The 24,667-nt window shown below is 40.4% G+C and carries 17 protein-coding genes, 5 tRNA genes and 6 pseudogenes; 12 read left to right on the top strand and 16 right to left on the bottom strand.

The features are described from left to right. Nucleotides 1-140: 140 nt before the first annotated feature. The 13 genes and pseudogenes from MFLO_RS06730 to MFLO_RS06675 all read right to left on the bottom strand — a co-directional run bounded on the left by MFLO_RS06730 (nucleotide 141) and on the right by MFLO_RS06675 (nucleotide 15,753). Nucleotides 141-1,505, bottom strand: coding sequence for a CdaR family protein (locus MFLO_RS06730; protein ID WP_036097212.1), 1,365 nt, complete (start codon nucleotides 1,503-1,505; stop codon nucleotides 141-143). After that, the gene (gene cdaA, locus MFLO_RS06725; protein WP_036097211.1) at nucleotides 1,502-2,323 is read right to left on the bottom strand and encodes a diadenylate cyclase CdaA; all 822 of its coding nucleotides are present in this window, start codon (nucleotides 2,321-2,323) and stop codon (nucleotides 1,502-1,504) included. Before cdaA ends, MFLO_RS06730 begins: the two co-directional genes overlap by 4 nt. A 173-nt stretch (nucleotides 2,324-2,496) precedes the next feature. Then, a pseudogene (locus MFLO_RS06720) lies at nucleotides 2,497-4,757 on the bottom strand (glycoside hydrolase family 65 protein). A gap of 11 nt (nucleotides 4,758-4,768) precedes the next feature. Then, on the bottom strand, nucleotides 4,769-4,936 hold the full coding sequence (locus MFLO_RS15565) for a hypothetical protein (RefSeq protein WP_162148144.1): 168 nt from the start codon (nucleotides 4,934-4,936) through the stop codon (nucleotides 4,769-4,771). Between the two features lie 13 nt (nucleotides 4,937-4,949). Continuing rightward, nucleotides 4,950-5,585 carry a hypothetical protein gene (locus MFLO_RS06715; RefSeq protein WP_051993542.1) on the bottom strand — a complete coding sequence of 212 codons (636 nt, stop codon included), beginning with the start codon at nucleotides 5,583-5,585 and terminating at the stop codon, nucleotides 4,950-4,952. Between the two features lie 18 nt (nucleotides 5,586-5,603). After that, nucleotides 5,604-6,455 (bottom strand): sugar ABC transporter permease, encoded by an 852-nt coding sequence (locus tag MFLO_RS06710; RefSeq protein ID WP_036097210.1) that lies wholly within the window; start codon nucleotides 6,453-6,455, stop codon nucleotides 5,604-5,606. Continuing rightward, complete coding sequence (locus MFLO_RS06705) at nucleotides 6,455-7,762, bottom strand: carbohydrate ABC transporter permease (protein WP_036097208.1); 1,308 nt, start codon at nucleotides 7,760-7,762, stop codon at nucleotides 6,455-6,457. The genes MFLO_RS06710 and MFLO_RS06705 overlap by 1 nt, the downstream gene beginning before the upstream one ends. A gap of 106 nt (nucleotides 7,763-7,868) precedes the next feature. Beyond that, nucleotides 7,869-9,130: pseudogene (locus MFLO_RS06700) on the bottom strand (extracellular solute-binding protein). A gap of 156 nt (nucleotides 9,131-9,286) precedes the next feature. Further along, nucleotides 9,287-11,047 (bottom strand): glycoside hydrolase family 13 protein, encoded by a 1,761-nt coding sequence (locus MFLO_RS06695; RefSeq protein ID WP_036097206.1) that lies wholly within the window; start codon nucleotides 11,045-11,047, stop codon nucleotides 9,287-9,289. Between the two features lie 102 nt (nucleotides 11,048-11,149). Further along, a pseudogene (locus MFLO_RS06690) lies at nucleotides 11,150-12,128 on the bottom strand (LacI family DNA-binding transcriptional regulator). A 115-nt stretch (nucleotides 12,129-12,243) separates the two neighbouring features. Further along, a complete protein-coding gene (locus MFLO_RS06685) occupies nucleotides 12,244-12,486 on the bottom strand; it encodes a hypothetical protein (protein WP_241433568.1) in 243 nt (80 codons plus the stop codon). 262 nt (nucleotides 12,487-12,748) lie between these two features. Next, the gene (locus MFLO_RS06680; protein WP_036097204.1) at nucleotides 12,749-13,645 is read right to left on the bottom strand and encodes an arginase family protein; all 897 of its coding nucleotides are present in this window, start codon (nucleotides 13,643-13,645) and stop codon (nucleotides 12,749-12,751) included. Between the two features lie 276 nt (nucleotides 13,646-13,921). Beyond that, nucleotides 13,922-15,753 (bottom strand): annotated as a pseudogene (locus tag MFLO_RS06675) (APC family permease). A 287-nt stretch (nucleotides 15,754-16,040) separates the two neighbouring features. On the opposite strand from MFLO_RS06675, the gene MFLO_RS06670 reads away from it, so the two are divergent. The 9 genes and pseudogenes from MFLO_RS06670 (at nucleotide 16,041) to MFLO_RS06635 (ending at nucleotide 19,144) form a co-directional block, all read left to right on the top strand. Beyond that, nucleotides 16,041-16,112, top strand: a tRNA-Glu gene (locus MFLO_RS06670). A 105-nt stretch (nucleotides 16,113-16,217) separates the two neighbouring features. Beyond that, nucleotides 16,218-16,291: transfer RNA gene (locus MFLO_RS06665), tRNA-Thr, on the top strand. Between the two features lie 13 nt (nucleotides 16,292-16,304). Continuing rightward, nucleotides 16,305-16,388 (top strand) — tRNA-Tyr (locus MFLO_RS06660). Between the two features lie 6 nt (nucleotides 16,389-16,394). Further along, nucleotides 16,395-16,469 (top strand) — tRNA-Gln (locus MFLO_RS06655). A 5-nt stretch (nucleotides 16,470-16,474) separates the two neighbouring features. Next, nucleotides 16,475-16,547 (top strand) — tRNA-Lys (locus MFLO_RS06650). Nucleotides 16,548-16,658: 111 nt separating this feature from the next. Next, the gene (locus tag MFLO_RS06645; RefSeq protein ID WP_036097202.1) at nucleotides 16,659-17,360 is read left to right on the top strand and encodes a ChbG/HpnK family deacetylase; all 702 of its coding nucleotides are present in this window, start codon (nucleotides 16,659-16,661) and stop codon (nucleotides 17,358-17,360) included. Nucleotides 17,361-17,371: 11 nt separating this feature from the next. Then, entirely contained in the window at nucleotides 17,372-17,734 is a 363-nt protein-coding gene (locus MFLO_RS14615) for a hypothetical protein (RefSeq protein WP_051993541.1), read from the top strand. Then, entirely contained in the window at nucleotides 17,715-18,029 is a 315-nt protein-coding gene (locus MFLO_RS14610; RefSeq protein WP_051993540.1) for a phosphatase PAP2 family protein, read from the top strand. The genes MFLO_RS14615 and MFLO_RS14610 overlap by 20 nt, the downstream gene beginning before the upstream one ends. Before the next feature lie 139 nt (nucleotides 18,030-18,168). After that, a pseudogene (locus MFLO_RS06635) lies at nucleotides 18,169-19,144 on the top strand (FAD:protein FMN transferase). Between the two features lie 69 nt (nucleotides 19,145-19,213). On the opposite strand, the gene MFLO_RS06630 reads toward MFLO_RS06635, so the two are convergent. Beyond that, nucleotides 19,214-19,849: a GntR family transcriptional regulator gene (locus MFLO_RS06630; protein WP_036097200.1), complete on the bottom strand. Its 636-nt coding sequence runs from the start codon at nucleotides 19,847-19,849 to the stop codon at nucleotides 19,214-19,216. A gap of 180 nt (nucleotides 19,850-20,029) precedes the next feature. Here MFLO_RS06630 and MFLO_RS06625 point away from each other — a divergent pair, with 180 nt between their 5' ends. From MFLO_RS06625 to MFLO_RS06615, 3 genes and pseudogenes are all read left to right on the top strand, one after another. Further along, the gene (locus tag MFLO_RS06625; RefSeq protein ID WP_036097199.1) at nucleotides 20,030-20,932 is read left to right on the top strand and encodes an ABC transporter ATP-binding protein; all 903 of its coding nucleotides are present in this window, start codon (nucleotides 20,030-20,032) and stop codon (nucleotides 20,930-20,932) included. Next, a pseudogene (locus tag MFLO_RS06620) lies at nucleotides 20,925-22,164 on the top strand (ABC transporter permease). The gene MFLO_RS06625 and the pseudogene MFLO_RS06620 overlap by 8 nt, the downstream one beginning before the upstream one ends. Before the next feature lie 18 nt (nucleotides 22,165-22,182). Then, nucleotides 22,183-22,662 (top strand): GNAT family N-acetyltransferase, encoded by a 480-nt coding sequence (locus tag MFLO_RS06615; RefSeq protein ID WP_036097197.1) that lies wholly within the window; start codon nucleotides 22,183-22,185, stop codon nucleotides 22,660-22,662. Nucleotides 22,663-22,698: 36 nt separating this feature from the next. Here the strand turns inward: MFLO_RS06615 and MFLO_RS06610 are convergent, their stop codons facing one another. After that, nucleotides 22,699-23,679 (bottom strand): FecCD family ABC transporter permease, encoded by a 981-nt coding sequence (locus MFLO_RS06610; protein ID WP_036097196.1) that lies wholly within the window; start codon nucleotides 23,677-23,679, stop codon nucleotides 22,699-22,701. Beyond that, the gene (locus tag MFLO_RS06605; protein ID WP_036097194.1) at nucleotides 23,676-24,656 is read right to left on the bottom strand and encodes a FecCD family ABC transporter permease; all 981 of its coding nucleotides are present in this window, start codon (nucleotides 24,654-24,656) and stop codon (nucleotides 23,676-23,678) included. Before MFLO_RS06605 ends, MFLO_RS06610 begins: the two co-directional genes overlap by 4 nt. Nucleotides 24,657-24,667: the final 11 nt, after the last annotated feature.

Raw genomic sequence — 24,667 nt, 5'->3', positions numbered from 1 at the left:
CAATAAATCAAGCAGGAATCACAAAATCGAATCAGCTACCCAAAATTCACTGCATCTTTCATTATACCTGTTTTAGCGAAAAAATTCACCTAAAGTCTGAAAAGCGCTTTCCTGAATCTTCAAAAATTCTTGCTAGAAAGCTATTCCTCAGTACTTCCTGATTTTTGTTCAATCGTAAAACTTGCCGTCCCAACCGATAACGTATAACTTACGCCTGCCGGCAAATTTCCTATCTCAATCTTATTGCTGTAGCTCCCTGCGGTTGCTTTTGATAAATCAACAAAAGCACTTATATCTGCTTGAGTCAAGCCGTCAAGTAAATTTTTAGGCCCTCGAAGTGTGACAGTAACCCGACCATTAGCTGGCGAAGTCATTGTTGCAGTCAAATCATCTGGCAGACTGCTGAGCGTAATTTCTTTATTAGCAAAGACTTTTGAACTTGTTGTTTCTTGATTTTCGTTTTCTTCCGCTTGATTATTGTTTTGATTAGTGTTATTCGATGAATCTCCGTTCGAGGAACCATTTGTACTGCCGCTTGAAGAATTGGCAGATGATTTTTTCGTCGTTTTTATTCTTACTTCAATCGTTGTCGGCTGTACTGAATTGGCTCCATTCGGCACAGGAATCTTGATTTCTCGAACTGTATCCGCGGTAATCCCTGAAACCGGAACTTGAATCGTAATTTGATTTATCCGATCAAGCACATCGTCATCACCAACCACCACAACTTCACTTTGATCGGCAGTCATACTTGATATCGTAATATCATCTGAAGGATTTCCAGATGCCCTAAGCTTAATCGGAACTGACTTTCCCACCTTCGATACAGGAACAGAAACTTTTACTTTTTGCGGACTGATTTCTACATCTAGCTTGTTCAAGTTTTTATCAAAAGCCGCAACTTGTGCTTCCGTTTCAAAATCATCTTTATGTTTTTTACTTTCGTCGACATTGGCTTTTACATAGGCAATTTGAGAAATCGTATCTTTCGCTCCAGTAATAGAAACACGACCTGGACTAACTGTCGGTGTGCCAGCTTTATAACCGTCAGCAATTGCGCTGTTCGCAAGCTCCGCTTCCACTGAAAACTTCTTCGTTACTTTTTCTTGAACATTGACACGAACCTTCTCAGGACTAATCGTCGCTTTCAGACGTGCTGAAACATTTTTGATTTTCAGCTTCACTTCTTGTTCCCCAATAGAGGCATTTCGCAAATCTGCATAAACTTCAAAATCTTGTTGCGCACGCGTATTTTGAACAATGCTCCGCGGACCGCTGATTGTCACCGTGACCGTTTCTGGCAAGCCGGAAACATAAAGGTTTTTCTTATCATAATAAACTTCTACCGGAATGTTTTGAATCACTTCCGTGTCATTTTGCGAAGTGGTTTGAAAAGAACCGCCGCTATTTTTGTTGTCCGTACTGACCGATGTAAATAAAATAGCAGCAAGAACTAATGCAACAATCCGAATCGACCATTTGTTATTTAAAATTCGATCCATCATTTCTTACCGCCTCCTAACCATTTGGAAAAGAAGGATGTTTTTTTCTCAGGAAGTCGAACTAATTCTGCTTCTAGAATCTCACGTAAACGCTCCTCAGAAATATCGCGGAAAAGCTCGCCGCTTTTAGTCACAGAAATGCCGCCCGTCTCTTCAGAAACTACGATTGTGACACTATCCGTTACCTCACTAATCCCAAGAGCTGCCCGGTGTCTTGTACCAAGCTCTTTTGACAAATAAGGACTATCTGAAAGCGGCAAGTAGCTAGCCGCCGAAGCAATTTCATTTCCCTTAATAATCACAGCTCCATCATGAAGCGGTGTATTCGGAATAAAAATATTAATCAAAAGCTGCGAAGAAACATGCGCATGAAGTGGAATCCCCGTTTCAATATAATCTTCCATTCCGGTATCTTTCGCCACCGAAATAAGAGCTCCAATCCGCCGTTTCGACATATATTTAGTTGAATCAATAATGGAATCTACAAGATGATGCTGTTCCTTTTCAATGCGCGATCCGATCCGCATGAAAATATTCCCGCGACCAAGCGTCTCAAGAGCTCGGCGCAATTCGGGTTGAAAAATAATGATAATAGCAAGAAATCCCCACGTTAGCATTTGATCCGTAATCCAGCCTACCGTTTGCAGACCTAGAAAACTGCTAACGATTTTTACCGCGATAATGATGAAGATTCCCTTTAAAAGCTGTACGGCTTTTGTTCCGCGGATGAGCATAATCACTTTATAGATCACAAACCAAACAACAAGAATATCAATGATGTTTGCAAGATAATGCAAAATCGAAATGTTTGAAAAGCTCATCTTTTCGCCTCCGTCTTTCTCAGGCAAATCCGCCCGTAATTTTAACTAGCCGCCTTGAATCAGCCGATTAGTTCACTCTTTCCATTGTAACACAAAAGCGAAGTGCGAACGATTAATATCTCATGAGAAAAAAAAGAAAGACTTTTCCCTTTTTTTGAGAAAAGTCTTCTACCTTATTTTGAAAAAACTTGAGCCTGATCAAGCTGTCTTTCTTCTCCGTAAACTTTAACAACTAGCGGCGCTCCGTCAAGCAGTGTTAATACCGTTTCCTCATCCTTCACCGAAACTTGAATCAATGATTTGCGGAAATTAATCTTAAAGGCATACTCCGTCCAGCCTTTTGGTAAAAACGGGTCGAAATGAAGCTTGCCAGCTCGAACACGCATTCCAGCAAACCCTTGCACAATCGAGAGCCAGCTGCCAGCCATTGAAGTAATATGCAGACCGTCATCCGTATCATTATTATAGTTATCAAGATCAAGCCTTGCCGTTCGTTCATACATTTCAACAGCTTTTTCTTCCTTGCCAAGTTCTGATGCAAGAACTGCATGAACAGAAGGAGAAAGACTTGATTCGTGAACCGTAAGTGGCTCATAAAACTCAAAGTTGCGCTGTTTCGTATCAAAATCAAAATTATCCCCGAAATAATAAATCCCTTGCAAAACGTCCGCTTGCTTAATAAAGCAAGACCGAAGAATCTTATCCCAAGACCAATTTTGATTAAGCGGTAAATCTGTTTCGCGAAGCGTGTCTGCCGGGCGCAATTCCTTATCAAGAAACGTATCATGTTGCACAAAGATCTGCCATTTTTCATCATAAGGGAAATACATCCGCTTCACAATATCACGCCAAACGCGTACCTCATCTTCCGTAATCCCAAACCGAGCAAAATCTTCATCCTCAAGCTGCTGGAGCGTATACGAAAGCGTCCAAACTGCCAAATAGTTTGTAAACCAGTTATTGTTGACATTATTTTCATATTCATTCGGCCCCGTCACACCATGAATCATGTAACGATCGAGTCGTTCCGACAAGTGCACCCGTCCAGCCCAAAAGCGGCTAATTTCAATCAAAACCTCTAGGCCGTATTCAGCAAGGTACTTCGTATCTCCCGTATAATTCACATAGTTATAGATCGCATAAGCCATCGTCCCGTTTCGGTGAATTTCTTCAAACGTGATTTCCCATTCATTATGGCACTCAATTCCGGTAAACGTCACCATCGGATAAAGTGCACCCGGAAGGCCAATTTTTTGCGCATTCATCTTTGCTTCCGCTAATTGATTGTAACGATATTTAAGCAAGTTTCGCGGTACCTCTTCGCTTGTAAGAGCTAAGTACATCGGCAAAATAAATGCTTCCGTATCCCAGTAAGTTGCTCCGCCGTATTTTTCACCTGTAAACCCTTTTGGTCCAACATTCAGTCTGCTGTCTTCCCCGTAATACGTTGAAAATAATTGGAAAATATTATAACGTATCCCTTGTTGTGCCGCGCTGTCTCCTGTAATCACAACATCTGCTTTTTCCCAGCGAGCTTCCCAAGCTTCGGTATGTTCCTGCCGCACTGTTCCGTAATCTTTCGCTCCTTCACGCGCCATGATCCTTCGGCCCGTTCGGCAAGATCCGCTCCGTCTCTAGAAGTCGTAATCACTACCCGCTTTTCAAGCGAAACCATTTCAGCTTGCTTGGCCTGAACGAGCAACCGTTTTTCTGCATAAAGCGCGTGCTGATTTTCACTTACTTCAAGAATATTCCCCACCATTTCGGTCGCCTGCAGTGCATGAACCCTAAACCGCTCAATCCCGAAATCATTTGGAATCGTCTCCGTTGTCAAAAACTCCATCCCAGCCTTGCTTCCTTCACCACGTGCTTCCCAAAACATTTCCTCATAGTTGGCATCTTCATTATGCACATTCCCGTCTAAAAACGGTACAAATAATATTTCTGCATCCCCGTCAAGCGGTGTAATCGCATAGTGAATCAAAGCAAGCTCCGGAACCGCAATACTAAGCAGCCGCTCCGTTTCAACCAAGTAACGCGCCTTATCTTTGATTACCGTAAAACGCCTCGAAAGTATCCCGTGCTTCATATCAAGATTTTGCTCAAAACTTTGAACCTCATCCGTATAAAGATCCAGCTTACTGCCGTTAATTTCAATCCCAATCCCAATGAAATTTAGCGCATTAATCACCTTACCAAAATAATCCGGATAACCGTTTTTCCACCAGCCAACCCGTGTTTTATCCGGATACCAAACACCTGCAAGATACGTACCTTGATGCGAATCGCCCGAATAGCCTTCCTCAAAATTACCGCGCATCCCCATGTAGCCATTTCCGATCGATGTTAGACTTTCGGCAAGCCTGCGGTCTTCTTTATTTAGTTCTGACGTTTTTATATGCCAGTCATCTACTTCGAATAATCGTTGTCTCATGCTTCTTCCTCCTAAACAAGCTGCGCTTCCTCTTTATAAAAACGCGTTTTTAAAAACGTCCATGCAATGATAAGCACCATGCCGAGCGATTGAATTCCCAAAAGAAGCGTAATATCAAAATAAAATAATCCGATAAATGTCGCTAGAATCGTTGGAAGTCCTAGCGCATTCAGCACCAAGTTACAAGATTCCTTAAAAGTACCGATCTTTGAAAACGCGCTTTTTTTTCGTGAGTAGCAGTACACCTGCACTAAAAACAGTGAGCAAAAGTGTACTAACAAGCGTCAAGCTGCCAAGGATCAAAACCATTGTGAGAAAAATAATCGGCTGATACGCTTTAAAAAATGCCTCTGCAGTAAAGTCTTGCACAGCTTCAACCGAGCTCAAGTCTTTCATTTCAACACCTGCCGGATAGCGAATATTAAAATGATAATGCTCATTTTGCAAAACGATTTCAGTTTGATTAAAAGCGATCACATTTTGAGTTTCTGCAATTTGACGTTCAGAAACCAAAACACCGCTCAAATTATTCTGATCTTGAAAACTCTGCTGCTTCGCTTGCACAAGTTCCCCGTCTTTTAGTTCGCTTCCAGAAAGCGCACCAACAAGTTTGTCATTGATCAATGTTCCCGCTTCTGGAAAGACTTGATTCAAATCAAAACTCGTTTGCTTCGCTTGATGCAGCGTGACCGGAATGAGGAGAAGTGCATTTAGCAAAATAAAGCAGAAAATCAGTTTCGGCCAGGAAAGGTTTTTCCGACCCGAAAAAATCTTATAAGGGTTAAACAAATTCGGAAAATAAAGCGTTGGAAATGATTGCTTTTTCATAATACCTTTCCTTTCTAATTAGCCTTTTGTTCCTCCAGCCGTAAGACCAGAAACAAAGTTCTTCTGCAAGAAGAAGAATAAAATACAGATTGGAAGCGCTGCAAGAATCGCACCTGCCGCAAACAAAGCAACCTTTTGCTGCTGTGGATTAGCAATAAAGCTTTGCAGTCCAACTGCAATCGTCAAATTTTCTGGCGAACGTAACAAAAATTTAGCAAGCAAGAAATCGCCGAACGGCCCCATAAACGCCCAAAGTGCCTGTACTGCAAGCATTGGTCTCACGAGCGGTAAGATAATTTGACCAAAAATCCGGAAGTGACCTGCCCCGTCGAGCTTTGCCGATTCATCCAAGTCGCGTGGAATCGTATCAAAATAACCTTTCATCAACCATGTATTCATCGGAATCCCTCCGCCGATGTAAATCAGCGTTAAGAACCAGTATTGATCAAGCGCTCCAAGTAGCATCGCAAGTACATAAAACGCTGTAAGAGCAGCCATCGTTGGAACCATTTGAATAATCAAGAAGAAAACCAAGCTGTTCTTTCTTCCTTTAAAACGATAGCGACTATACGTATAGCCAGCAAAAGTCACAATCGTAACCTGTAAAATCATCGTAAATACAGCAATGATCAACGTATTTTTATACCAATCTAGATAAAGCGTTTCATTGAATAATCTTGTGAAATTATTAAGCGTCCATTCTTTCGGCCACTCAAGCGTAAAAGCAGCAATATTCCCTGGCTTGAAAGCAGAAGAAGCCGTGATCAAAATCGGATATAAAATAATGATCGAAAGCACAATCAAGAATAAGTAAGTAAAGAATCGATTGAAAAAGCGGCTGGTCCGCTGATCTCTAAAGAAGGCTTTCATCACATCATCTCCTCATTTCCAAAAGCATTTGTTTTCTTAAAGGCAATCATCGAAACCGCAATAACAATCATCGAAATCACGAGTGTAACTGCAGCCGCAAGTGCATATTGCGGAGAAGTACCTGTCGTTAACTTATAAATCCATGAGATTAAAATATCCGTTGAACCTGCCCCGCCGCCGACACTTCCCGGACCGCCTTCGTTAAATAGATAAATAATCGAGAAGTTGTTGAAGTTAAACGTATATTGCGTAATAAATACCGGAGCGGTTACAAACAAAATCATTGGCATCGTAATTTTTCTGAAACGTTGCCAAGCATTCGCACCATCAATCCGAGCTGCTTCATAAAGTTCGCCCGGAATGGCTTGCAGAACCCCTGTAACCATCACATAAATATACGGGAATCCAAGCCAACCTTGAATTGAAATCAAAGCCACTTTTGTCCAAAATGGATCTGTCTTCCAGGAAATTGCACTGATATCTATAAACGGCAAATGATTTAACAGCGGAATCACCTGCGAATTGATAGCACCGATACTGTCATTAAACATGTTTGAAAAACTCATAATTGTAATGAATGCTGGAACCGCCCAAGGAAGGAGAAAAATAACTCCAAAAAGACGTTTTCCTTTGATGAAACTTTGGTTGGCAACAATTGCTGTAAAAATCCCAACCACAATTTGCAGTGTTGTCGCACAAAGCGTCCAAATGATTGTCCACGAAAATACACTCATAAAGGTATCGCGATACGCGCTTAAGAAAAAGATATTGAAAAAGTTTTTAAAGCCGGCCCAGTCAATTAAGTTGGCTGGCGGAATGTGGTAAAAATCATAGTTTGTGAATGCCATAAATAGCGTGACTAAAACGGGGAAAATAATGACAAAAGTCATAACAATATAAGCCGGCATCGTGAATAAATAAGGAAAACCCTTATCGACCGTATTTTTCAAAATTGCACGTGTTGATGTATTAACTGTCTCACCCAGTTTCCAAAGCTTAGCCACACGATTAGCATCATATAAGTTAACCGCATAAAACCCTAGAAAAATACAGGTAATAATCAGTTGCAGACTGCCTTCAATCAATAGGAACAGCGAATGATCAACACCTGGCGTTGTCCCGAGTGTAATTAAATTCACAAGGGCTCTCCCACCAAAAACCGCAACCTCGACTATAAATAGCAGGAAAATGATAAGAAAGAGAATACCTTTAAACATCTGCTTATTATAGAACTGACCGAGTCCAGGTATAATAGATAACAGCGTGGCTTTCTTGACACTTCTGTTTGCATTTGCTTCTTGATCCATGTTTGTTACCTCTCACTTCTATATCGAAACCGATCGAATCAAGAAAGGCGCTCGCTTGAGCTTTAAAGCGAGCGCCAAGTCTCCTCAATCCATGGTGATTTCGTTATTATTTCGTGTACTTTTGTGAAATGTTATCTTCAATCACTTTAACAGCATCATCTGCTGATTTTTTAGGAGTTTTCTTACCAGAAGCCGCATCAAACATTAAGTTTTCAGCCCCAGTCCAAACTTCTGCCATTTCTGGAATATTTGGCATTGGGTCAGCATTTTTATACTGTTCGATAACCGCACTTGTTAGTTCATCATTTTTCTCTGCCGCTTTATCACGAGCTGCTTGGTTTGCTGGTACTTCATTCGTCATGTCATACAATTTTGTTTGATTTTTTTTCATTTGTCAAATAGTCGACAAATTTTTGAGCCAAATCTTTATTCTTCGAGTAGTTGCTTACAACATATCCTTTACCGCCACCAAACGGTGTATATTCTTTACCATTTGTAAGCGTTGGAATTTTCGCTACGCCGTAGTTCAGTTTTGCTTCTTTGTAGTTCGCTGCCGACCAAGGTCCGCCGATAATCGCTGCCGTTTTGCCTTTTACAAACTGATCTTGAATGAAGTCATCTGCACTCTTATTATCTTGCATACCTTTTGGCCAGATATCTTGGAACCATTTTGTTGCATAAGTAATCCCTTCAACAGACCCAGCATTATTTAATCCAACATCTTTTGGATTTGTACCTTCATCACCGAAGACATAGCCGCCATATCCAGCAAGTAATCCATATGAGAAGTAGAAATCTGTCCATTTAGCCAAGAAACCAATGTTTTTGCCTTTTTCCGAGCTGAAAGCGAAACGAGAATCTTTTGCTAAATTTTCAAGGTCAGTAAAAGTTGTCGGTGCCTTGTCGATTAAATCTTTATTATAGTAAAGAACTAACGTTTCAATAATCGCCGGAGCGCCGTATATCTTCCCATCTATCGTAACTTGCTTAACGTCCTTTTTCATCATAGTTATCTTTATTACCCAATTTTACTTCTGCCAAGTGGCCTTGCTGTCCTAATCCACCAATCCGGTCATAAGAGGACATCATCACATCCGGTGCTGTTCCAGCCGGTCCATCAAGCGGAAGAGCTTCTAATTGTTCAAACATATCCTTTTCGACAATTTTCACTTTTGCATTATTATCTTTTTCAAAATCGCCTTTAATCTCATTGATAAACTTTTTATATCCAGCATCCACCGAAATTGTAATCGTTTTATCACTATCTCCACTTTTCTTATCGCTTGATGCTCCACCACCACATGCCCCAAGACTAAGTGCGAGTCCTGTCGCGAGCGCTGCAATACCTAACTTCTTTTTCAAATCCATAACCCTTTTCCTCCTTTTATTTCAAAACACATTTTCGTTATTCGTAGCTTACACCTAAATTATAAACAGCCAAAGAAAACGTTTTCAAGCTAAATTTGTTTGTTACCGATAACAGAATTTTTATGATTTGGTTGTAATCAAAAGAAAGTGCTTGGTTCAATTTTTAACTATCAAAAAGCCTTCCGCAGGCAGTACCGCTTCCCCTGAAATTTCTACTTCCGTAAAGAGATCAAATCCATGACCTGCTTGGACGCTTTGATCCTTATTCGCTTGATTAAAATAAAACCGCAGCGTTTCATCATCTGTTTTCCGTTCAAAAATCACAATCCCTTGATCGAGAAGAGTTTCATCCCAAACCAAATCCCCATCCGAAAGAGTTGCTTGATGTGCTTTTCGAACTGCGATTAACTGCTTCATGAAACCAAGCATTTCGAGGTCTTGATTCGCTTCATCCCAAACCATACATTTCCGACAATCCGGATCATTTCCGCCGTCCATACCAATTTCAGTCCCATAATAAATACATGGCGAGCCAGTATGTCCGAACATGAAAGCAAGTGCTTGTTTAACTTTTGCTTTATTTCCTCCAGCACGAGTTAGAATACGCGCCGTATCATGACTATCAAGCATATTGAACATGACTTCCGAAGCTTGTTTCGGATAGCGCATCATTTGTTCATTAATGCCTGAAATCATTTTCCGAGCATCAATCTTATTTTCAATAAAGTTTTCAATAATCGTCTGGGTAAACGGATAATTCATCACCGCATCAAACTCATCTCCGAGCAACCAAATCCATGAATCATGCCAAATCTCACCTAAAATATAGAGGTCGTCTTTTTCTTTACGTACTGCTTTTCTGAACAGCTTCCAAAAAGCATGATCTACTTCATTCGCCACATCAAGCCGCCAACCATCAATATCAAATTCGCGAATCCAATATGTTGCGATATCAAGCAAATATTGCTGCACCTCAGGGTTTGCCGTATTCAGCTTCGGCATATGAGTTGTAAATGCAAACGTATCATAAGAAATCGTCGGCTGATTTTCAATATTGCCATTTTCACCGTATCTTACTGGAAAACTATGAATATGGAACCAATCACAGTACTTGGAATCTGCCCCGTTCTGAATCACATCTTGGAACATTGGACTCGTATCACCAATATGATTGAAGACCGCATCGAGCATCACGCGAATCCCGCATTTATGAGCCTCCTCCACCAACTCTTTAAAACGTTTTTTATCTCCAAAATGCGGATCAATTTTCAAGTAATCCACCGTATCATACTTGTGGTTGGTCGGTGCCTCAAAAACAGGCGTCAGGTAAATCCCGTTTATGCCTAGATCTTTCAAATAATCTAAGTGGTCAATAATCCCTTTCAAGTCCCCGCCAAAAAAGTCTGTCGTGCTCGGCGTTTTGCTGCCCCACGGAAGCGCATTTTCTGGAGAAATTGCCGGATCACCGTTTGCAAATCGTTCCGGAAAAATCTGATACCAGATCGTTTTCTTTACCCATTCCGGTGCCTTAAATGTGTCAACAGCATGAATATATGGAAACTTAAAATAATAGTCCATCGTTTCCATATTAACCGGATCAGTGCTGAAAAAACCGCGTCCGCCGTAAAAACATTCTTCCCCGTCATACCCTTCAATAACGAAGCCATATTGTACACGATGATGTGTCGGGATTAAACGATATTCAAAATAATCGTGTTCTTCTGTTTGGAGCGTCCTTGTCATTTGATAAGGCCTACTCTGCCACTTGCCGTCCGCAAAAAGATACGGATCACCAGCGATCAATGTTATTTTTGCTACATCCTCTTTCTTCGTGCGTATCCGAATATAAAGATCATCTCCCGTGTAACTGAATGCAAAACTGCTTGCTGGTTGATGATAAATTGCCGCTTTTTCCAAAGTGAAATCCTCCTCGTTTTGTGATACTTTCACGTTAGCATTTTTTTTGTAATCGGTTGCAATCCTTTTTCGCTCGTTAACGGTAACAAAAAAAGAACTACCTCAGTTAGAGATAGTTCCGTCTTGTCCAACAGTTGATTCACGTATGATAAGTTTAGGTTCGAATAAAATTTCCCCCTGCGCTTCTCCGTTAGCATTGATTTTCCGCAGGAGCATCCGTGCGAGCTCTTCCCCCATTTCAATAACCGGTGATTTAACTGTTGTAATATGAGGCGAAGAAATACGATCAAGAAAAACACCGTCGAATCCTGTGACCGTGAGATTCTCGCCGAACTTTCGTCCAAAAGTAAGTCCAGCACGAACTACGCCAAGCGCAATCCGGTCAGAAGCACATACAAAAGCAATTTTTTCTGTGTTATAGCTAAGCAGTTCCCGCGTTTTAGCTTCAGCGACTCGTGAACTGTTTTGAATAAAATACGACTCAGCAGTTAATCCAGCACATTCCATTACATCTTCATAACCCCTTAATCGAGAGCGCATGAACTCTTCCTGCAGTAAATTAATTCCCAAAAAAAACAATCCGCGTAAATCCAAGAGATTTGACATGCTCCGTTGCAATTTTTGTCCCCATTTTATTATCAACATCAATGTAATCAAAGCCGCGAGTATTTTCACCATATAAAATAACCGGCTTATCAATATTTAAAATATTTTGCGAAAAGTCTTCTTCACGAACCCCTGTTACAATCAGCCCATCATATGAGCCGATATTTTGTGATTTTTTAGTCACAAGTTGCAGTGAATAATAGTGTTTATCAAGTTCACGACTTATTCCTGTAAGTAAATTCATGTAATACGGTTCAACAGTATCAATCTCTTCTAAAATCAAAAATTTGATTACCTGCGTTCGATTTTGCACCAGCGCTCGTGCTGCAAAGTTCGGCACATAATCAAGTGCCTTCATTGCTTCATAAACAAGTGCTTTCAGCTCGTCCGAGACTTGACCAGGATGATTAATCACACGCGAAACCGTCATCTTCGAAACATTCGCGCGTTTTGCAACATCAGCTAGCGTAGCCATCTATAACCTCCTCGAGTTCTTTTCTCTAATATTGTACCATGTTTTACAACTGGAACAAGCAGACATCACAAAAAAACATTCTCGTGCACGAGAATGTTTTATACAAGCTTAAATTTTATGATATTGTGTCCCTAAATCTTTTTTTTGTGGAACGTTTTTCCTTATATTCTAAAACAAACTGCAAAACAATTTTGTACAGTTGATACAATGATCCAACGATAACTCCGCAAATCACAGCAATCAGCGATACAAGCAAGAAGTCAAGCACAGGAAAAGCAACACTATTTACAGTCGCAATACCAAGTATAAAAACGACTATCATCGGTATGACATAATACCTAATATCCACTTCCGACATTTCATGCACCCCTTACCTTTGTACTCTAGCAAATTTCTTCTTGAATCACCTTGCTATACTTCAAGTATACTCCCCTGCATACTAGATTTCAAGCCGATTTCAAAAGTTCATAAAATTGTCAAGTTTAAGTAACAAATCGAGATTTTTTTGCTTCCAGGGGACATGAAAACAAGTATCAAACTAGACTTTTCTTTTTGGTTGTGAATTTTTGCAAAACAATCTGATTACTGCTTAAAACGAAACTCACTTTTTTAAGAATTTGTTATTTTGACTTATGAAAAAAAGTTACGAAATAACTTTCAAGAATCGTGCTGATAAATTTAGCTGATTTATTCGCATCATCGTGTAGCGGATTAAGACCAAGAACTGTGATCGAACGTAGCGGAGCGCCAAGCGCCAAATTTTGCATCAAGTAATCCATTTCACGATAATAAAGGCCTCCAGAAGAAATGTGGTCTACTCCAGGAGCGAAAGCCGGATCGATTGCATCCACATCAATCAAAAGATGAATCGGACGCTGTTTTCTATAAAGCCATTTAAGCAACTGATCCGTTACCTTGCCGAATCCGACTTTGTCAATCTCTGTCATATCAAAATGACAAATGCCAAGCTGCTCTAAACACGCTTCATCTGATTGAGGAACTCTTCTCGTCCCAAGAACACTTAGATTACTTGGTTTTACTATACAATCAGCAAAAAGATCAACTGTTCTAGCTTCTCCCTTTCCAATAATTGTCCGCAACAAGCCTCTCCCTGGAGGGAGCGAACAATCTAATTCCGTCAAACTTATATGTGCATTCGCATCAAGCAAAATATAAACACTGTCTGGATCATTTTTCTGCGCCGCTTTAAAGACAGCTAAACTATTCCACTCATCGCCTGCTAATATAAGTGACGTCGAAGTTTTATCAAGCATTGTTCCAATCACATCCGACGCTTCATACACTTTCGATGTAATCGCTTTCAAACCATCTGTTAAAAAAAGCTCTTCTTCAAATTCTGTGAAAAAGGGCATATTATGAAAATCTTGAATTTTAGCTCCATAAGAAGCTAAACTAGCAACTAGACCCGTGTATCGAATGGCGAATGGCCCGAGTCCCGTTCCTTTCCGCTCATTTCCAAATACCCAGGGAAGTCCGAGTATTCCTACTGTTTGCATAAGCCCATCCACCTATTTCCCTTAAGATAGTTTTAATTTTATCACACCTAATGAAAAAAAGAAAAAAAAATTGGTACAGAGTACGAAATTAAATTTTTCCATATTAAGTAAGATACGAAAACCCTTTTTCCTTAAGGAAAAAGGGTTTTCGTATGATTTATACATTCAAAATACATTTTTTTGATTTTTACAGTTCCATACAAATTTGCTAATCTAAAAGCAATCCGCATTAGCCGAATACTTCTAGAACTCCCCCACTTGAAAGTCGGTTTACCTCTATTCCTTTAGATGATACGGATAAGTGGCTACTACAACATCGCGTTTCATCATTAGCTTTGTTCGGATCATCAAACTAGTTTGGTTGTGCAAAAGATTTTGCCAGCCTTGCTTTGGAATAAATTGCGGAATAAGCACAGTTACTGAATAATTATCTTGGTCAGCCTTTTGTTTGGCTGTATCAATAAACTTCATTAGCGGTTCAGAAATCGAGCGATAAGTCGAGTATAAGTGCGCAATCCGCACCTCAGGATGGATTCTGTTCCACCTCTCAACAAATTCCTTCCCTTGGACTCGATCAACCGATACATGAACCGCGATAACTGTGTCGCCAATTGATTTAGCATATTTAAGTGCTCCTTCAACTACTTTTGTCGTATCAGAAACAGCTACAATGACCACATTCCCCTTAAAGTCGGGGACATCTAAATCCATTGACTCATCCACTCGAAGCTGCGGTCCAAGTTTCATATAATGATTTCGCGTCCGATGAAATACGAAAATCATAATCGGCATAAAAAATAAAAAACAGGCCAGACTGATTCAATTCGAGTTAAGAATAAAACAATCAAAACAGTAAACGAAATGATTGCTCCGAGCAGATTAGCTGCAAGCTTTTTGTGCCAACCAGGCGAGCGTTCCTTCCACCATTTAATAATCATCCCTGTTTGCGAGAGCGTAAACGGAATAAATACCCCTACTGAATAGAGCGGAACAAGTAGTTCTGTTTTCCCTTTAAAAAGGACAATCAGCACAATTGATCCGACTGCTAGCGTGATAATTCCATTAGAATAACCGAGACGGTCGCCTCGCGCTAAATACATCCGCGGCATATACTTATCTTTTGCCAAGTTAAAAGCAAGGAGCGGAAATGCCGAAAAACCCGTATTAGCTGCGAGTACTAAAATAAGTGCCGTCGTAGCTTGAATGAAATAAAACATGAAATTTCTACCGAAAACATTTTCGGCAATTTGAGATAATACCGTTACTTTAAGTTCAGGAACAGTGCCGTAAACAAACGCCAAAACAGTAATTCCCATAAAGAAGAATCCAAGCAGTGATGCCATGATCGTTAATGTTTTAGCCGCATTTTTAGCTTGTGGTTTTTTAAAGAGCGGAACTGCATTTGAAATAGCTTCAATCCCAGTCAGTGATGCAGATCCAGACGCAAACGCACGTAAAAGCAAGAATAAAGTTACTCCTTGGACATGAGTACCGACAGATGCCGTTTCATGCCCCGCATCAATTCCCATCACTACTTTAAACAAACCAGTAAAAATAAGAACGACGATAGAAAAAACGAATAGATATACAGGGATTGCGAGTATGCTAGCCGATTCAGTTATTCCACGCAAATTGATAATTGTAACACCAATAACAAGAATCACTGCAATCGGAATTGCAAACGGATAAAGTGATGGGACAGCTGAGACGATCGCATCAGTTCCAGATGAAACACTAACCGCAACAGTCAGCATATAATCGACAAGTAGCGATCCGCCAGCAACAAGTCCTGCATTCTTTCCAAGGTTTTCGCGTGATACCACATAAGCTCCGCCACCATGCGGATATGAATAGATAATTTGTTTGTATGAGAGATTTAATGCAAATAAAAGAACCAACACACAAAGTGCAATTGGAATTGAATACCACATAGCTGCCGCGCTAACAGCAACAAGCACTAATAAAATCTGCTCAGTCCCGTAAGCAATCGATGATAATGCATCAGATGACAGCACAGCCAAAGCCTTTAACTTCCCTAATTTCTGTTCCCCTGCTTCTGAGCTCTTAAGCGGACGCCCAATCAGTAATCTTTTTAGCGGCGATGCCATTTTATTCCCTACCTTTTTTAAAATATTTAACAATCCAAAATACAATATCACAAATTATAGCACAGCAGGCTTCGAATATATATAGCTTTTTATTACAAATAGAATACAGCTTGATGTTGCTCTTTTTACTTACCATATTATTATTTCTTTTACCCTTTTTTTGCAAACTAATACTAGCAACATTTATAAAATTGTTTTCAGAAAAAAAAAAACTTTATTTTAGGTATTTACAAATCAGTACTCTGTTTATATAATAGATTTTGGCTGTAAAATTACTTTTTAAAGTTGGCCCGTTGGTCAAGCGGTTAAGACACCGCCCTTTCACGGCGGTAACACGGGTTCGAATCCCGTACGGGTCATTCATTTTTTTAGCTTTTTTTTAAAAAAAGGCTGGCATTCTTTTAAAAATTGTTATACTATAATAAAGTGTCTTATTTCAAAAGAGATGCGTTTCAGTATAACATGCCGACTTAGCTCAATCTGGTAGAGCAACTGAATCGTAATCAGTAGGTTGCGGGTTCAATTCCTGCAGTCGGCACTTTTATTATAACGGAGGGGTAGCGAAGTGGCTAAACGCGGCGGACTGTAAATCCGCTCCTTCGGGTTCGGTGGTTCGAATCCACTCCCCTCCACCATTTTATTGGGCTATAGCCAAGCGGTAAGGCAACGGATTTTGATTCCGTCATGCGCTGGTTCGAATCCAGCTAGCCCAGCCATTTTTGAGCCGTTAGCTCAGTTGGTAGAGCATCTGACTTTTAATCAGAGGGTCGATGGTTCGAGCCCATCACGGCTCATCAGCTAAAGGATGAAAGAGTTGTCTCTTTCATCCTTTTTTTATTTGGATAAAGCTTTTGCTATGCTATAATAATGAAACAAAATTAGATCTATAAAAGGATGGATTAAAAATGCAGCTTATTATTAACGCTGATGATTTAGGTTATACCAAAGCAAATACAGACGGCATTTTTTACGCGCATCAACATGGGATTGTCACATCAACTACAGTTCTGATGAACGCCCGACACACGGCATATGCTCTTTTAGAAGCTACTCACTATCCTGAACTTGGGATCGGCGTACATCTCACCTTAACAGCCGGAAAACCGCTCACCGAGCCTCAGACATTGATAGGCGCAGATGGTAACTTTCTGCATCAGCTTGCCCTTCGTGATGCTGCTGTTGATCTCCTTGAAGTGGAACATGAGTGGACAGCGCAAATTGAACGTTTTACTCGCCTCACCGACCGCAAGCTTACACATCTTGATAGTCATCATGATGTTCATTTTGATGCGCGTTTTTTTAAGATTGCAAAGAAATTGGCGGCAAAATTTGGAGTTCCGCTACGCGGCGCTTATTCGCAGATACCAAATGTCGAGAATGCTTTTCCAGATCCAAATAGAATTACAGTGCAAAATTTAATGGCACATTTGGAAAATTTAAAAACTAAACCGAATACGGAATTGTTTTGCCATCCCGGCTTCTCTGATGCTGAACTGCGTCAGCTTAGTTCTTATGCGGATACACGTCAAAAAGAAATAGATGTACTAACAAATGATGCGATTAAAAACATTATAAAAAACAGCACATTTCAGCTGACTACTTATTAAGGAGCGATATTTTGACGACAAAGAAACCTTTTAATCCAAACGTACTGCTTGGAGCAGGACTTCTTTTTTCAGTTATTTTTATTATTTTTTGGAAAAGTGTCAGCATAGATGCTGTTTGGATAACAAAACTCGATCATTTTTTTAATCAGCTTATCCGCAGCCAGCTTCCGGCCCCTATCACAAGTTTTTTTAAAGTTTACACAAATTTTGGCGGGACTTTACTATTATTTCTTTTTTCCGCAGCGTTGTTTCTTTTTCTTTTGCTAAAAAAAGGGCTGGCCAATTGCAGTCTGGGCTGGCCTGACTCTCACCCTTGGCGAACTTGTCTTCCCTCAAATCGTCAAACATATCGAATTGCGGCCGCGGCCGCTTGATAGATTAATCTCGATTTCGGGCTACAGTTTTCCAAGCGGACATGCTGCCGGAGCCGCAACATTCTACGGGCTGCTTGCCCTAGTCCTCATCTTCTTCTTTATCAAAAGAAAAGGTTTGAAATGGTTCGTCGGTTTGACTGCACTTTTCATTATCTTACTTATCATGTTGTCGCGTGTTTACCTCGGTGTTCACTATCCAAGTGATGTTTTCGCTGGTTTTATACTCGGCTCTGCTGTACTGTCATTTGCCTTTTATGCTTTATTGAAATCAAAAAAATTACGTGGGTCATATTGACTTCCTTTCTGTAAAAAGATACATTATTATCGAAGTAAAAATTTTCGAGGTGACGGAATGAAAAAGAAGAAATGGCTCGCACTCGTGCTGACGGCTTTTATATTAGTGCTTGCAAGTTGCAGCAACACTGCTGGCTCCAATGAAACAGAAAAAAAAAGAAACAAACAAGAAAACGACTATTTTAGAAACGCCTTACAAGAAAACTGAATTCTTAATGGGAACGGTCGTAACTCTTTCTGTTTATGATAAAGGAAAAGAAAAAATCCTCGATAAAGGATTTGACCGCGTTCGCGAACTAGCGAAAAAAATTGACGTAAACGATGAAGAAAAACGTAGTTCTGAAGTGGATAAAATTAATGCTGCAAGCGGCGTTAAGCCCGTCAAAGTGGACAGCGATATCTACTATCTGATCAAAGAAGGCATCAAGTTCAGTGCACAAACTGGTGGAACAAAGGATATTACGATCGGTCCCATTACTTCTCTTTGGCATATTGGCTTCCCAGATGCCCGCAAACCTACACAAGCCGAAATTGATGTAAAACTTCCGCTCATCGGCTATCAAAATGTCGAACTGAACGATAAACAAAAAAACTGTTTATTTGAAGAAAAAAGGAATGGAACTTGATCTTGGCGGCATTGCAAAAGGCTATATTGCTGATGAAGTTGAAAAAGTTTTCAAGGAAAATGGAGTAACAACAGCGATTATCGACCTTGGCGGTAATATTTTGCTTGAAGGCGACAGTCCAAAAGGCGGCGACTGGAAAGTGGGTATCCAAGATCCATTTTCACCGCGCAACACGATTCTCGGCAAACTTCCTGCCCGCAATAAATCAATTGTAACTTCTGGCATTTATGAACGCTATCTCGAAGTCGATGGTAAAAAGTACCATCATTTGTTCGACCCTAAAACCGGCTACCCGTTTGATAATGACATCGCCGGCGTCACGATCATCAGCACAAAATCAATCACCGGCGATGGCCTTTCCTCAGCTGCATTTTCAAAAGGCATCACAGAAGGACTTAAATTTATCGAATCGCATCAAGGTGTTGAAGCTATTTTTGTCAGCAAAGAAAAAAAAAGTGTATATCACTTCCGGCTTAAAAGGAAAATTTGAATTGACAAGCTCCGATTTTTCGATGGGCAATTAAAAAGAAACACTCTATTCAGCTGAATAGAGTGTTTTTTAGCGGAATAATAATTCCAAGTTATGTGAATAAAAGCTTTCAATAGCTTTATGACAGCGGTCAAATTCTTGCCGCTCTAGCGAGTTGACCAAATCTTCGAGGTAGCAGATAACTTGTTTCGCTGTTGTGCCGTAGAAAAACTCTGGATTTTTCGCTTCAAGATAATCAAGCGTCTCGACAAGATACGTAATATTTTTATCTAGCGTGCGGAGTTCGGTAAACTCAATCATGCATCCGTAAAACCGTTGGATGGATTGTTTGAAAACTACGCCATCAACTTCACGGGCAGCATGCTTCATCTGGAATAAAGCACCTTTTAAGCAATTCAAACAATAAGGTGTCTTTTTTTCTTGCACTTTATGCACGGCAAAACTTAAATTAAAAAATGTCATTTTTAAACGTGACATCATTAGATATTCTTTCTCATTGGTCAGCCTCACATAAAATTCATCTGTTAAAAGACCCATATCACTTAAATGCGTTAAGGCTTCGAGCGCAAAAGATCGGCAGACTCCGAAACGCTGAATGACATATTCAGGCGAAATGAGTTCACCAACGCGAAATTCTTCATTCAAGATGTCTCTTTTCAGTTCCAAATAAATTTGGTCAGCATAAAATGTCATTGTGTTTGTCATAACCAGAACCTTCTTTTTGTGATTGTTTTTCGCTTCTTTCATTGTAGCGAATTCCGGCAAACTTTCCTAATCAATCTTTTCACTCTACTTGGAAAAAAATAAAAAAGATACCTAGTTTTCAGATCTTTTGATAAAATGAAAAGGGAACTGAAAACTTAGGGAGATTTAGGAGGAAACTAAATGACACTTGAACTAGAACAGGTAACGAAAGCATTCGGAACCAAAATTGCTGTCGATGATTTGTCGTTTAAAGTAGAACACGGCAAAATTCTCGGTTTAATTGGGCAAAACGGGGCTGGAAAAACCACTACATTTCGGCTCATACTGCATTTTTTAGAAGCTACAAAGGGACAAATCACGTGGAATGGGGAACCCACAAACAAAATTGATCCGAATGTAATTGGTTATCTACCTGAAGAACGAGGCCTCTATCCAGATGTTACGATTGAAGAGCAATTGATCTTCTTTGCCGAGCTAAAAGGGGTACCTCGTAAAACTGCGGCGGCTGAAATTGATCACTGGCTTGAACGCGCTGAAGTTGTCGGTAAGAAAACCGATCTCGTCAAAACACTTTCAAAAGGAAACCAGCAGAAAATTCAGCTGATCAGTACGATTTTACATAAACCGCAGTTGCTGATTCTTGATGAACCATTCAGCGGTCTTGACCCGGTAAATGCTGAAATTCTAAAAAGTTTGGTTTTTGAAATGAAAGCACAAGGTTCGGCGATTATTTTCTCAAGTCATCAAATGGAAAATGTTGAGGAGTTATGCGATTCACTCTTAATGCTGAAACAAGGTAAAACCGTTCTGCACGGTGACACAGACTCCGTTAAAGAATCATTTGGTCACAAACGAATTCGCTTAAAAGCACCTTTTTCAGATGAAGAACTGCTTGCTCTTCCAGGTGTTAAAAAAATTACACACCAAAGAAACGATATTAGACAGCTTGAGCTAGACGAGGAAAATGCTGCAGAACAAGTTTTTCAATTTGTCACAAAAGACGGCTTTGTTCCGATGTTTAGCCTCGAACCTCCAACTTTAGAAGAAATATTTAAAGCGAAAGCAGGTGAAAAGAATGAGTAAATTTTGGGTAATCACAAAACAAGTGTATAAGCGACATGTCAAAACCAAATCGTTCTTAATTTCACTACTGATTCCACTGATTCTTGGCGCTGTCGTAATTGCAATTCCAAAAATGATTGAATACTTCGGAAGTGATGATTCTGCCAAAATTGCTGTATTGTCTGACAATCCAGTATTTAGCCAAGCGCTTGAACAAAATAAAGAACATTTTAAGCTTGATAAAAAAAATCACCACCAAAAAGGCCGCCGAAAAAGCGCTATCGAAGGAAAAAATTGACGGTTTCTTAACAATCACTGAAACAAATGGCGACTACAAAGCTACCTATACAACGAGAGAAACTGCTGGTCAAGAAATCATGACCCAACTGACTCAAAGTCTGACGGGAGTAAAAGTCGGATTAAAAGCAGCAGAATACGGACTTGATCAAGAGAAACTTTCTGCCATCATATCCGCTGTCCCTGTCAAAAACCACTTGAAATCGAATGACCAGTTTACGAACAGTCAAAAAGATGCTATGAGTGCTGCAATCCTTGTTCTTACACTCATTATTTTCATATTTGTCATCAGCTATGCAAATATTGTGGCCGCTGAAATTGCAACTGAAAAAGGTACACGGATCATGGAAGTGATCTTATCGAGTGTGTCGGCAACCACACATTTACTGGCAAAACTAACCGCCATCATTTTGATGCTTCTCACGCAAATCGGATTTTATGTGGTGATCGGAGCTGTTGCCATGATCACCATGCAAAAAACAGAAATAGTCCAGCAAATCTTTAATCAAATGCAGGTATTTCCTGTTTCATATTTAATTCTAAATCTATTGTTTATCTTCTTTGGGCTCTTGCTTTACATCGTTCTTTCTGCCATGATTGGGTCGCTTGTCCCAAATGTCGAGACCGTTGCACAGTTTATCTACCCGCTTACAATTGTTTCCATTATCGGCTACTGGGGATCAATCGTTGCTAGCAACATTCCAGACAATATTTTGATAGTTATCGGCTCCTATATTCCGCTTTTCTCGCCGATGATGATGCTTGCACGGATGGATATGCTGGCGGTTTCGATGTCGAGCATTTTGATCTCGCTTGCACTATTGATCGTTTCAGTCGCTCTTGCCTTCCTACTCACATTTAGACTCTATAAGAGCAACGTCTTGCTTTACTCAAACGAAGGTTTGATTAAAACTTGGAAAAAATCACTTGCTTACGCGAAAAAGAATAACCAATAGTAAGGGGAGAAAATGAAGATGGAGATTAGACTGTCGCGAAAAGAAGATGCCGCTTCTATGCTCGAACTTGAAAATTTGGTTTGGACAAAAGGTACAACACCAGCAGAAATTCACTTTGACTCTGAAGCGGATTACCTAGTCAAAAATACACCTGGATCAAAGACCGTTGCGGATATAGATGGAAAAGTCGTCGGCATTTTAGGATACAAACAACCGATTCCACTTCCGACAAATGCCCACGTTCTTGAACTTGATATTGCAGTCCATCCAGATTTTCAAAAACAAGGCATTGCTCGAGCGTTGATGGATCATCTGAAAAACATTGCACAAGAAAACGGCATTAAAAAATTACAGCTCCGTGTCTTATCCAATAATCAAAAAGCCGTACATTTCTATCAAAAAAATGGCTTCCATACTGAAGGAACCCTTGAAAAAGAATTCATTATTGAAGGTCAGTATATTGACGATATCATCATGGCTTACTTCCTTGAAGATTAAAAAAACCCATGAATTAGGCAGAATTAAAAACCTAATTCATGGGTTTTTTATTTTTTTAAACAACAAGTAAATAAAATAAGGACTACCAATTAGCGAAAGTAAAATGCCCGCTGGCAAATTAAGCCGCATCGCGATGGTATCCGCAAGCAAAAATAGAAAAGCTCCGATAATCATGGCAACAGGCAAGAACAGCTTATGCCGTGGTCCAACAAGCGCTTTCGCAATATGCGGACCAATTAAGCCGAGAAATGTGATACTTCCTGTGATTGACACAGGAACTGCAGCCAAAAGAACCGCAAAAACAAGGAAAAACACTCGCCACATTCCTACCCTTACCCCAAGATTTAATGCCGTATTTTCATTAAGTGTCAGCAAATCAAGCGTCCGGTTAAAAATGAACAGTATTGGCGTAATAAGAACAAGCAGGCCGATGAAAATCCAAACGAACAGCCAGTCCATTCCCCAAATCGATCCTGACAGCCATTTAGCAAGAAAATCAACTTTCTCGCGATTTGCTGATGACATTAAAAGAACCATCAACCCGCTCATTGCAAAGGCGAAGCCAATTCCATTCAGTATCAGACTTCCTGGACTTCGTCTTGAAAAAAGCAAAATGAAAGCCGCCGTAATCAGTGCGCCAATCCCACCTGCAAGAGGAAGAAGCGCGCCAAAACTTTCCACTTGAAAAGGAACAAATAAAAAGAATAGTGCGATACCTACTCCGGCACCAGAGTTGATTCCAATAATTCCCGGGTCTGCCAAGTCATTTTTTAGTACAGTTTGCAACAAGCTGCCAGACAATACGAGGCTGACTCCAGCAAGTAAGACAATCAAAAGCCGTGGTAACCGAAGTTCAAATAAAATGAAGTTCTCAAGTACTTCCCCATTTCCGAAAAAAACAGCAAAGACACGTGAAAAAGAAAGAGCATCCGTTCCAAGGGTTAGATTAACTAGAATTAAGCCCATCAAAAGAATAAGCCCCGCGCCAAAAATCCATTTAAAAGCTAATCTTTTCATGCTTTTAGCCCCCTTCTTACGATAAAAATGAAGAATGGCAGACCGACAACCGAAAGAATCGCGATTACAGGAATCTCAAACGGCGCAGCAAGCACACGGCTGAGCATATCTGAAATGATCAGAAAAATCGCTCCAACAAGTGCCGACATTGGAAGTAGCACGCGATAGCTCGAACCGGAAACAAAACGCGCGAAATGTGGTACGATCAAACCAACAAACGCAATTTCTCCGATCACAGAAACCGAAGCACCCGTCAAAACTGCTACTAAAATAAAAAGCAAAAACCGAACCTTTTGGGTGGAAACCCCGAGCCCAGTTGCCACATCATCGCTCATTGTGAGAATGCCAATTTGTTTGGCGAAGAAGAAACTGATGACAAGCCCCGCTACTAAAACTGGCACAAGCAGTTTAACCTCGTAGCCGGTTACACCGGCTAAACCGCCAGACGTCCACATCGTTAGTTCTTTTGACGTCTTCGAGAGCAAACTAATCGCGTTCGACAGCGCTAAAAGAAAGGCCGAAATTGCAGCCCCAGCTAGTACAATTTTATAAATGCTGCTCGACCTGCTGATAAAAAGAACGAGCATTGTTCCAAGTGCAGCTCCGATAAAAGCAGCTCCCATCTTGAATGGAAAAGCAAGCCCCGGCAAAAATGCGATAATTATCGAAAGCATTAGTTTCGCTCCTGCCGAGACGCCCAAAAGCCCTGGATCTGCAAGTGGATTTCTCGTGACTGCTTGCATAATCGTTCCAGATACACCTAGAGCCGCACCGATAATCGCTGCGGCAAAAATGCGAGGTATTCTAAGTTCATAGAGTGATGCCATTTCAGTTTGATGCAAGCCTTTCGTGAAGCCTTCCCAAAGAAACGAAAATGAATAATTGACAGCGCCACAAGCAAGTGCAGCGTAGCAGGAAAGGCCAAGCACAAGAAAACCCAGTACAAATCGAAGCGGCATAGAAATTTTAAATGTCATTGTTTAACACC

The organism is Listeria floridensis FSL S10-1187 (genome assembly GCF_000525875.1).
GTDB lineage: Bacteria > Bacillota > Bacilli > Lactobacillales > Listeriaceae > Listeria > Listeria floridensis.
This window is presented reverse-complemented; position numbering and strand designations above follow the sequence as displayed.

Bases quoted from the DNA above. Each gene is read 5' to 3' on its own strand.
- MFLO_RS06730 (WP_036097212.1), bottom strand. From the start codon at position 1,505: ATGATGGATCGAATTTTAAATAACAAATGGTCGATTCGGATTGTTGCA.
- cdaA (WP_036097211.1), bottom strand. From the start codon at position 2,323: ATGAGCTTTTCAAACATTTCGATTTTGCATTATCTTGCAAACATCATT.
- MFLO_RS06715 (WP_051993542.1), bottom strand. From the start codon at position 5,585: ATGAAAAAGCAATCATTTCCAACGCTTTATTTTCCGAATTTGTTTAAC.
- MFLO_RS06710 (WP_036097210.1), bottom strand. From the start codon at position 6,455: ATGAAAGCCTTCTTTAGAGATCAGCGGACCAGCCGCTTTTTCAATCGA.
- MFLO_RS06705 (WP_036097208.1), bottom strand. From the start codon at position 7,762: ATGGATCAAGAAGCAAATGCAAACAGAAGTGTCAAGAAAGCCACGCTG.
- MFLO_RS06685 (WP_241433568.1), bottom strand. From the start codon at position 12,486: ATGTCGGAAGTGGATATTAGGTATTATGTCATACCGATGATAGTCGTT.
- MFLO_RS06680 (WP_036097204.1), bottom strand. From the start codon at position 13,645: ATGCAAACAGTAGGAATACTCGGACTTCCCTGGGTATTTGGAAATGAG.
- MFLO_RS06645 (WP_036097202.1), top strand. From the start codon at position 16,659: ATGCAGCTTATTATTAACGCTGATGATTTAGGTTATACCAAAGCAAAT.
- MFLO_RS06630 (WP_036097200.1), bottom strand. From the start codon at position 19,849: ATGACAAACACAATGACATTTTATGCTGACCAAATTTATTTGGAACTG.
- MFLO_RS06625 (WP_036097199.1), top strand. From the start codon at position 20,030: ATGACACTTGAACTAGAACAGGTAACGAAAGCATTCGGAACCAAAATT.
- MFLO_RS06615 (WP_036097197.1), top strand. From the start codon at position 22,183: ATGGAGATTAGACTGTCGCGAAAAGAAGATGCCGCTTCTATGCTCGAA.
- MFLO_RS06610 (WP_036097196.1), bottom strand. From the start codon at position 23,679: ATGAAAAGATTAGCTTTTAAATGGATTTTTGGCGCGGGGCTTATTCTT.
- MFLO_RS06605 (WP_036097194.1), bottom strand. From the start codon at position 24,656: ATGACATTTAAAATTTCTATGCCGCTTCGATTTGTACTGGGTTTTCTT.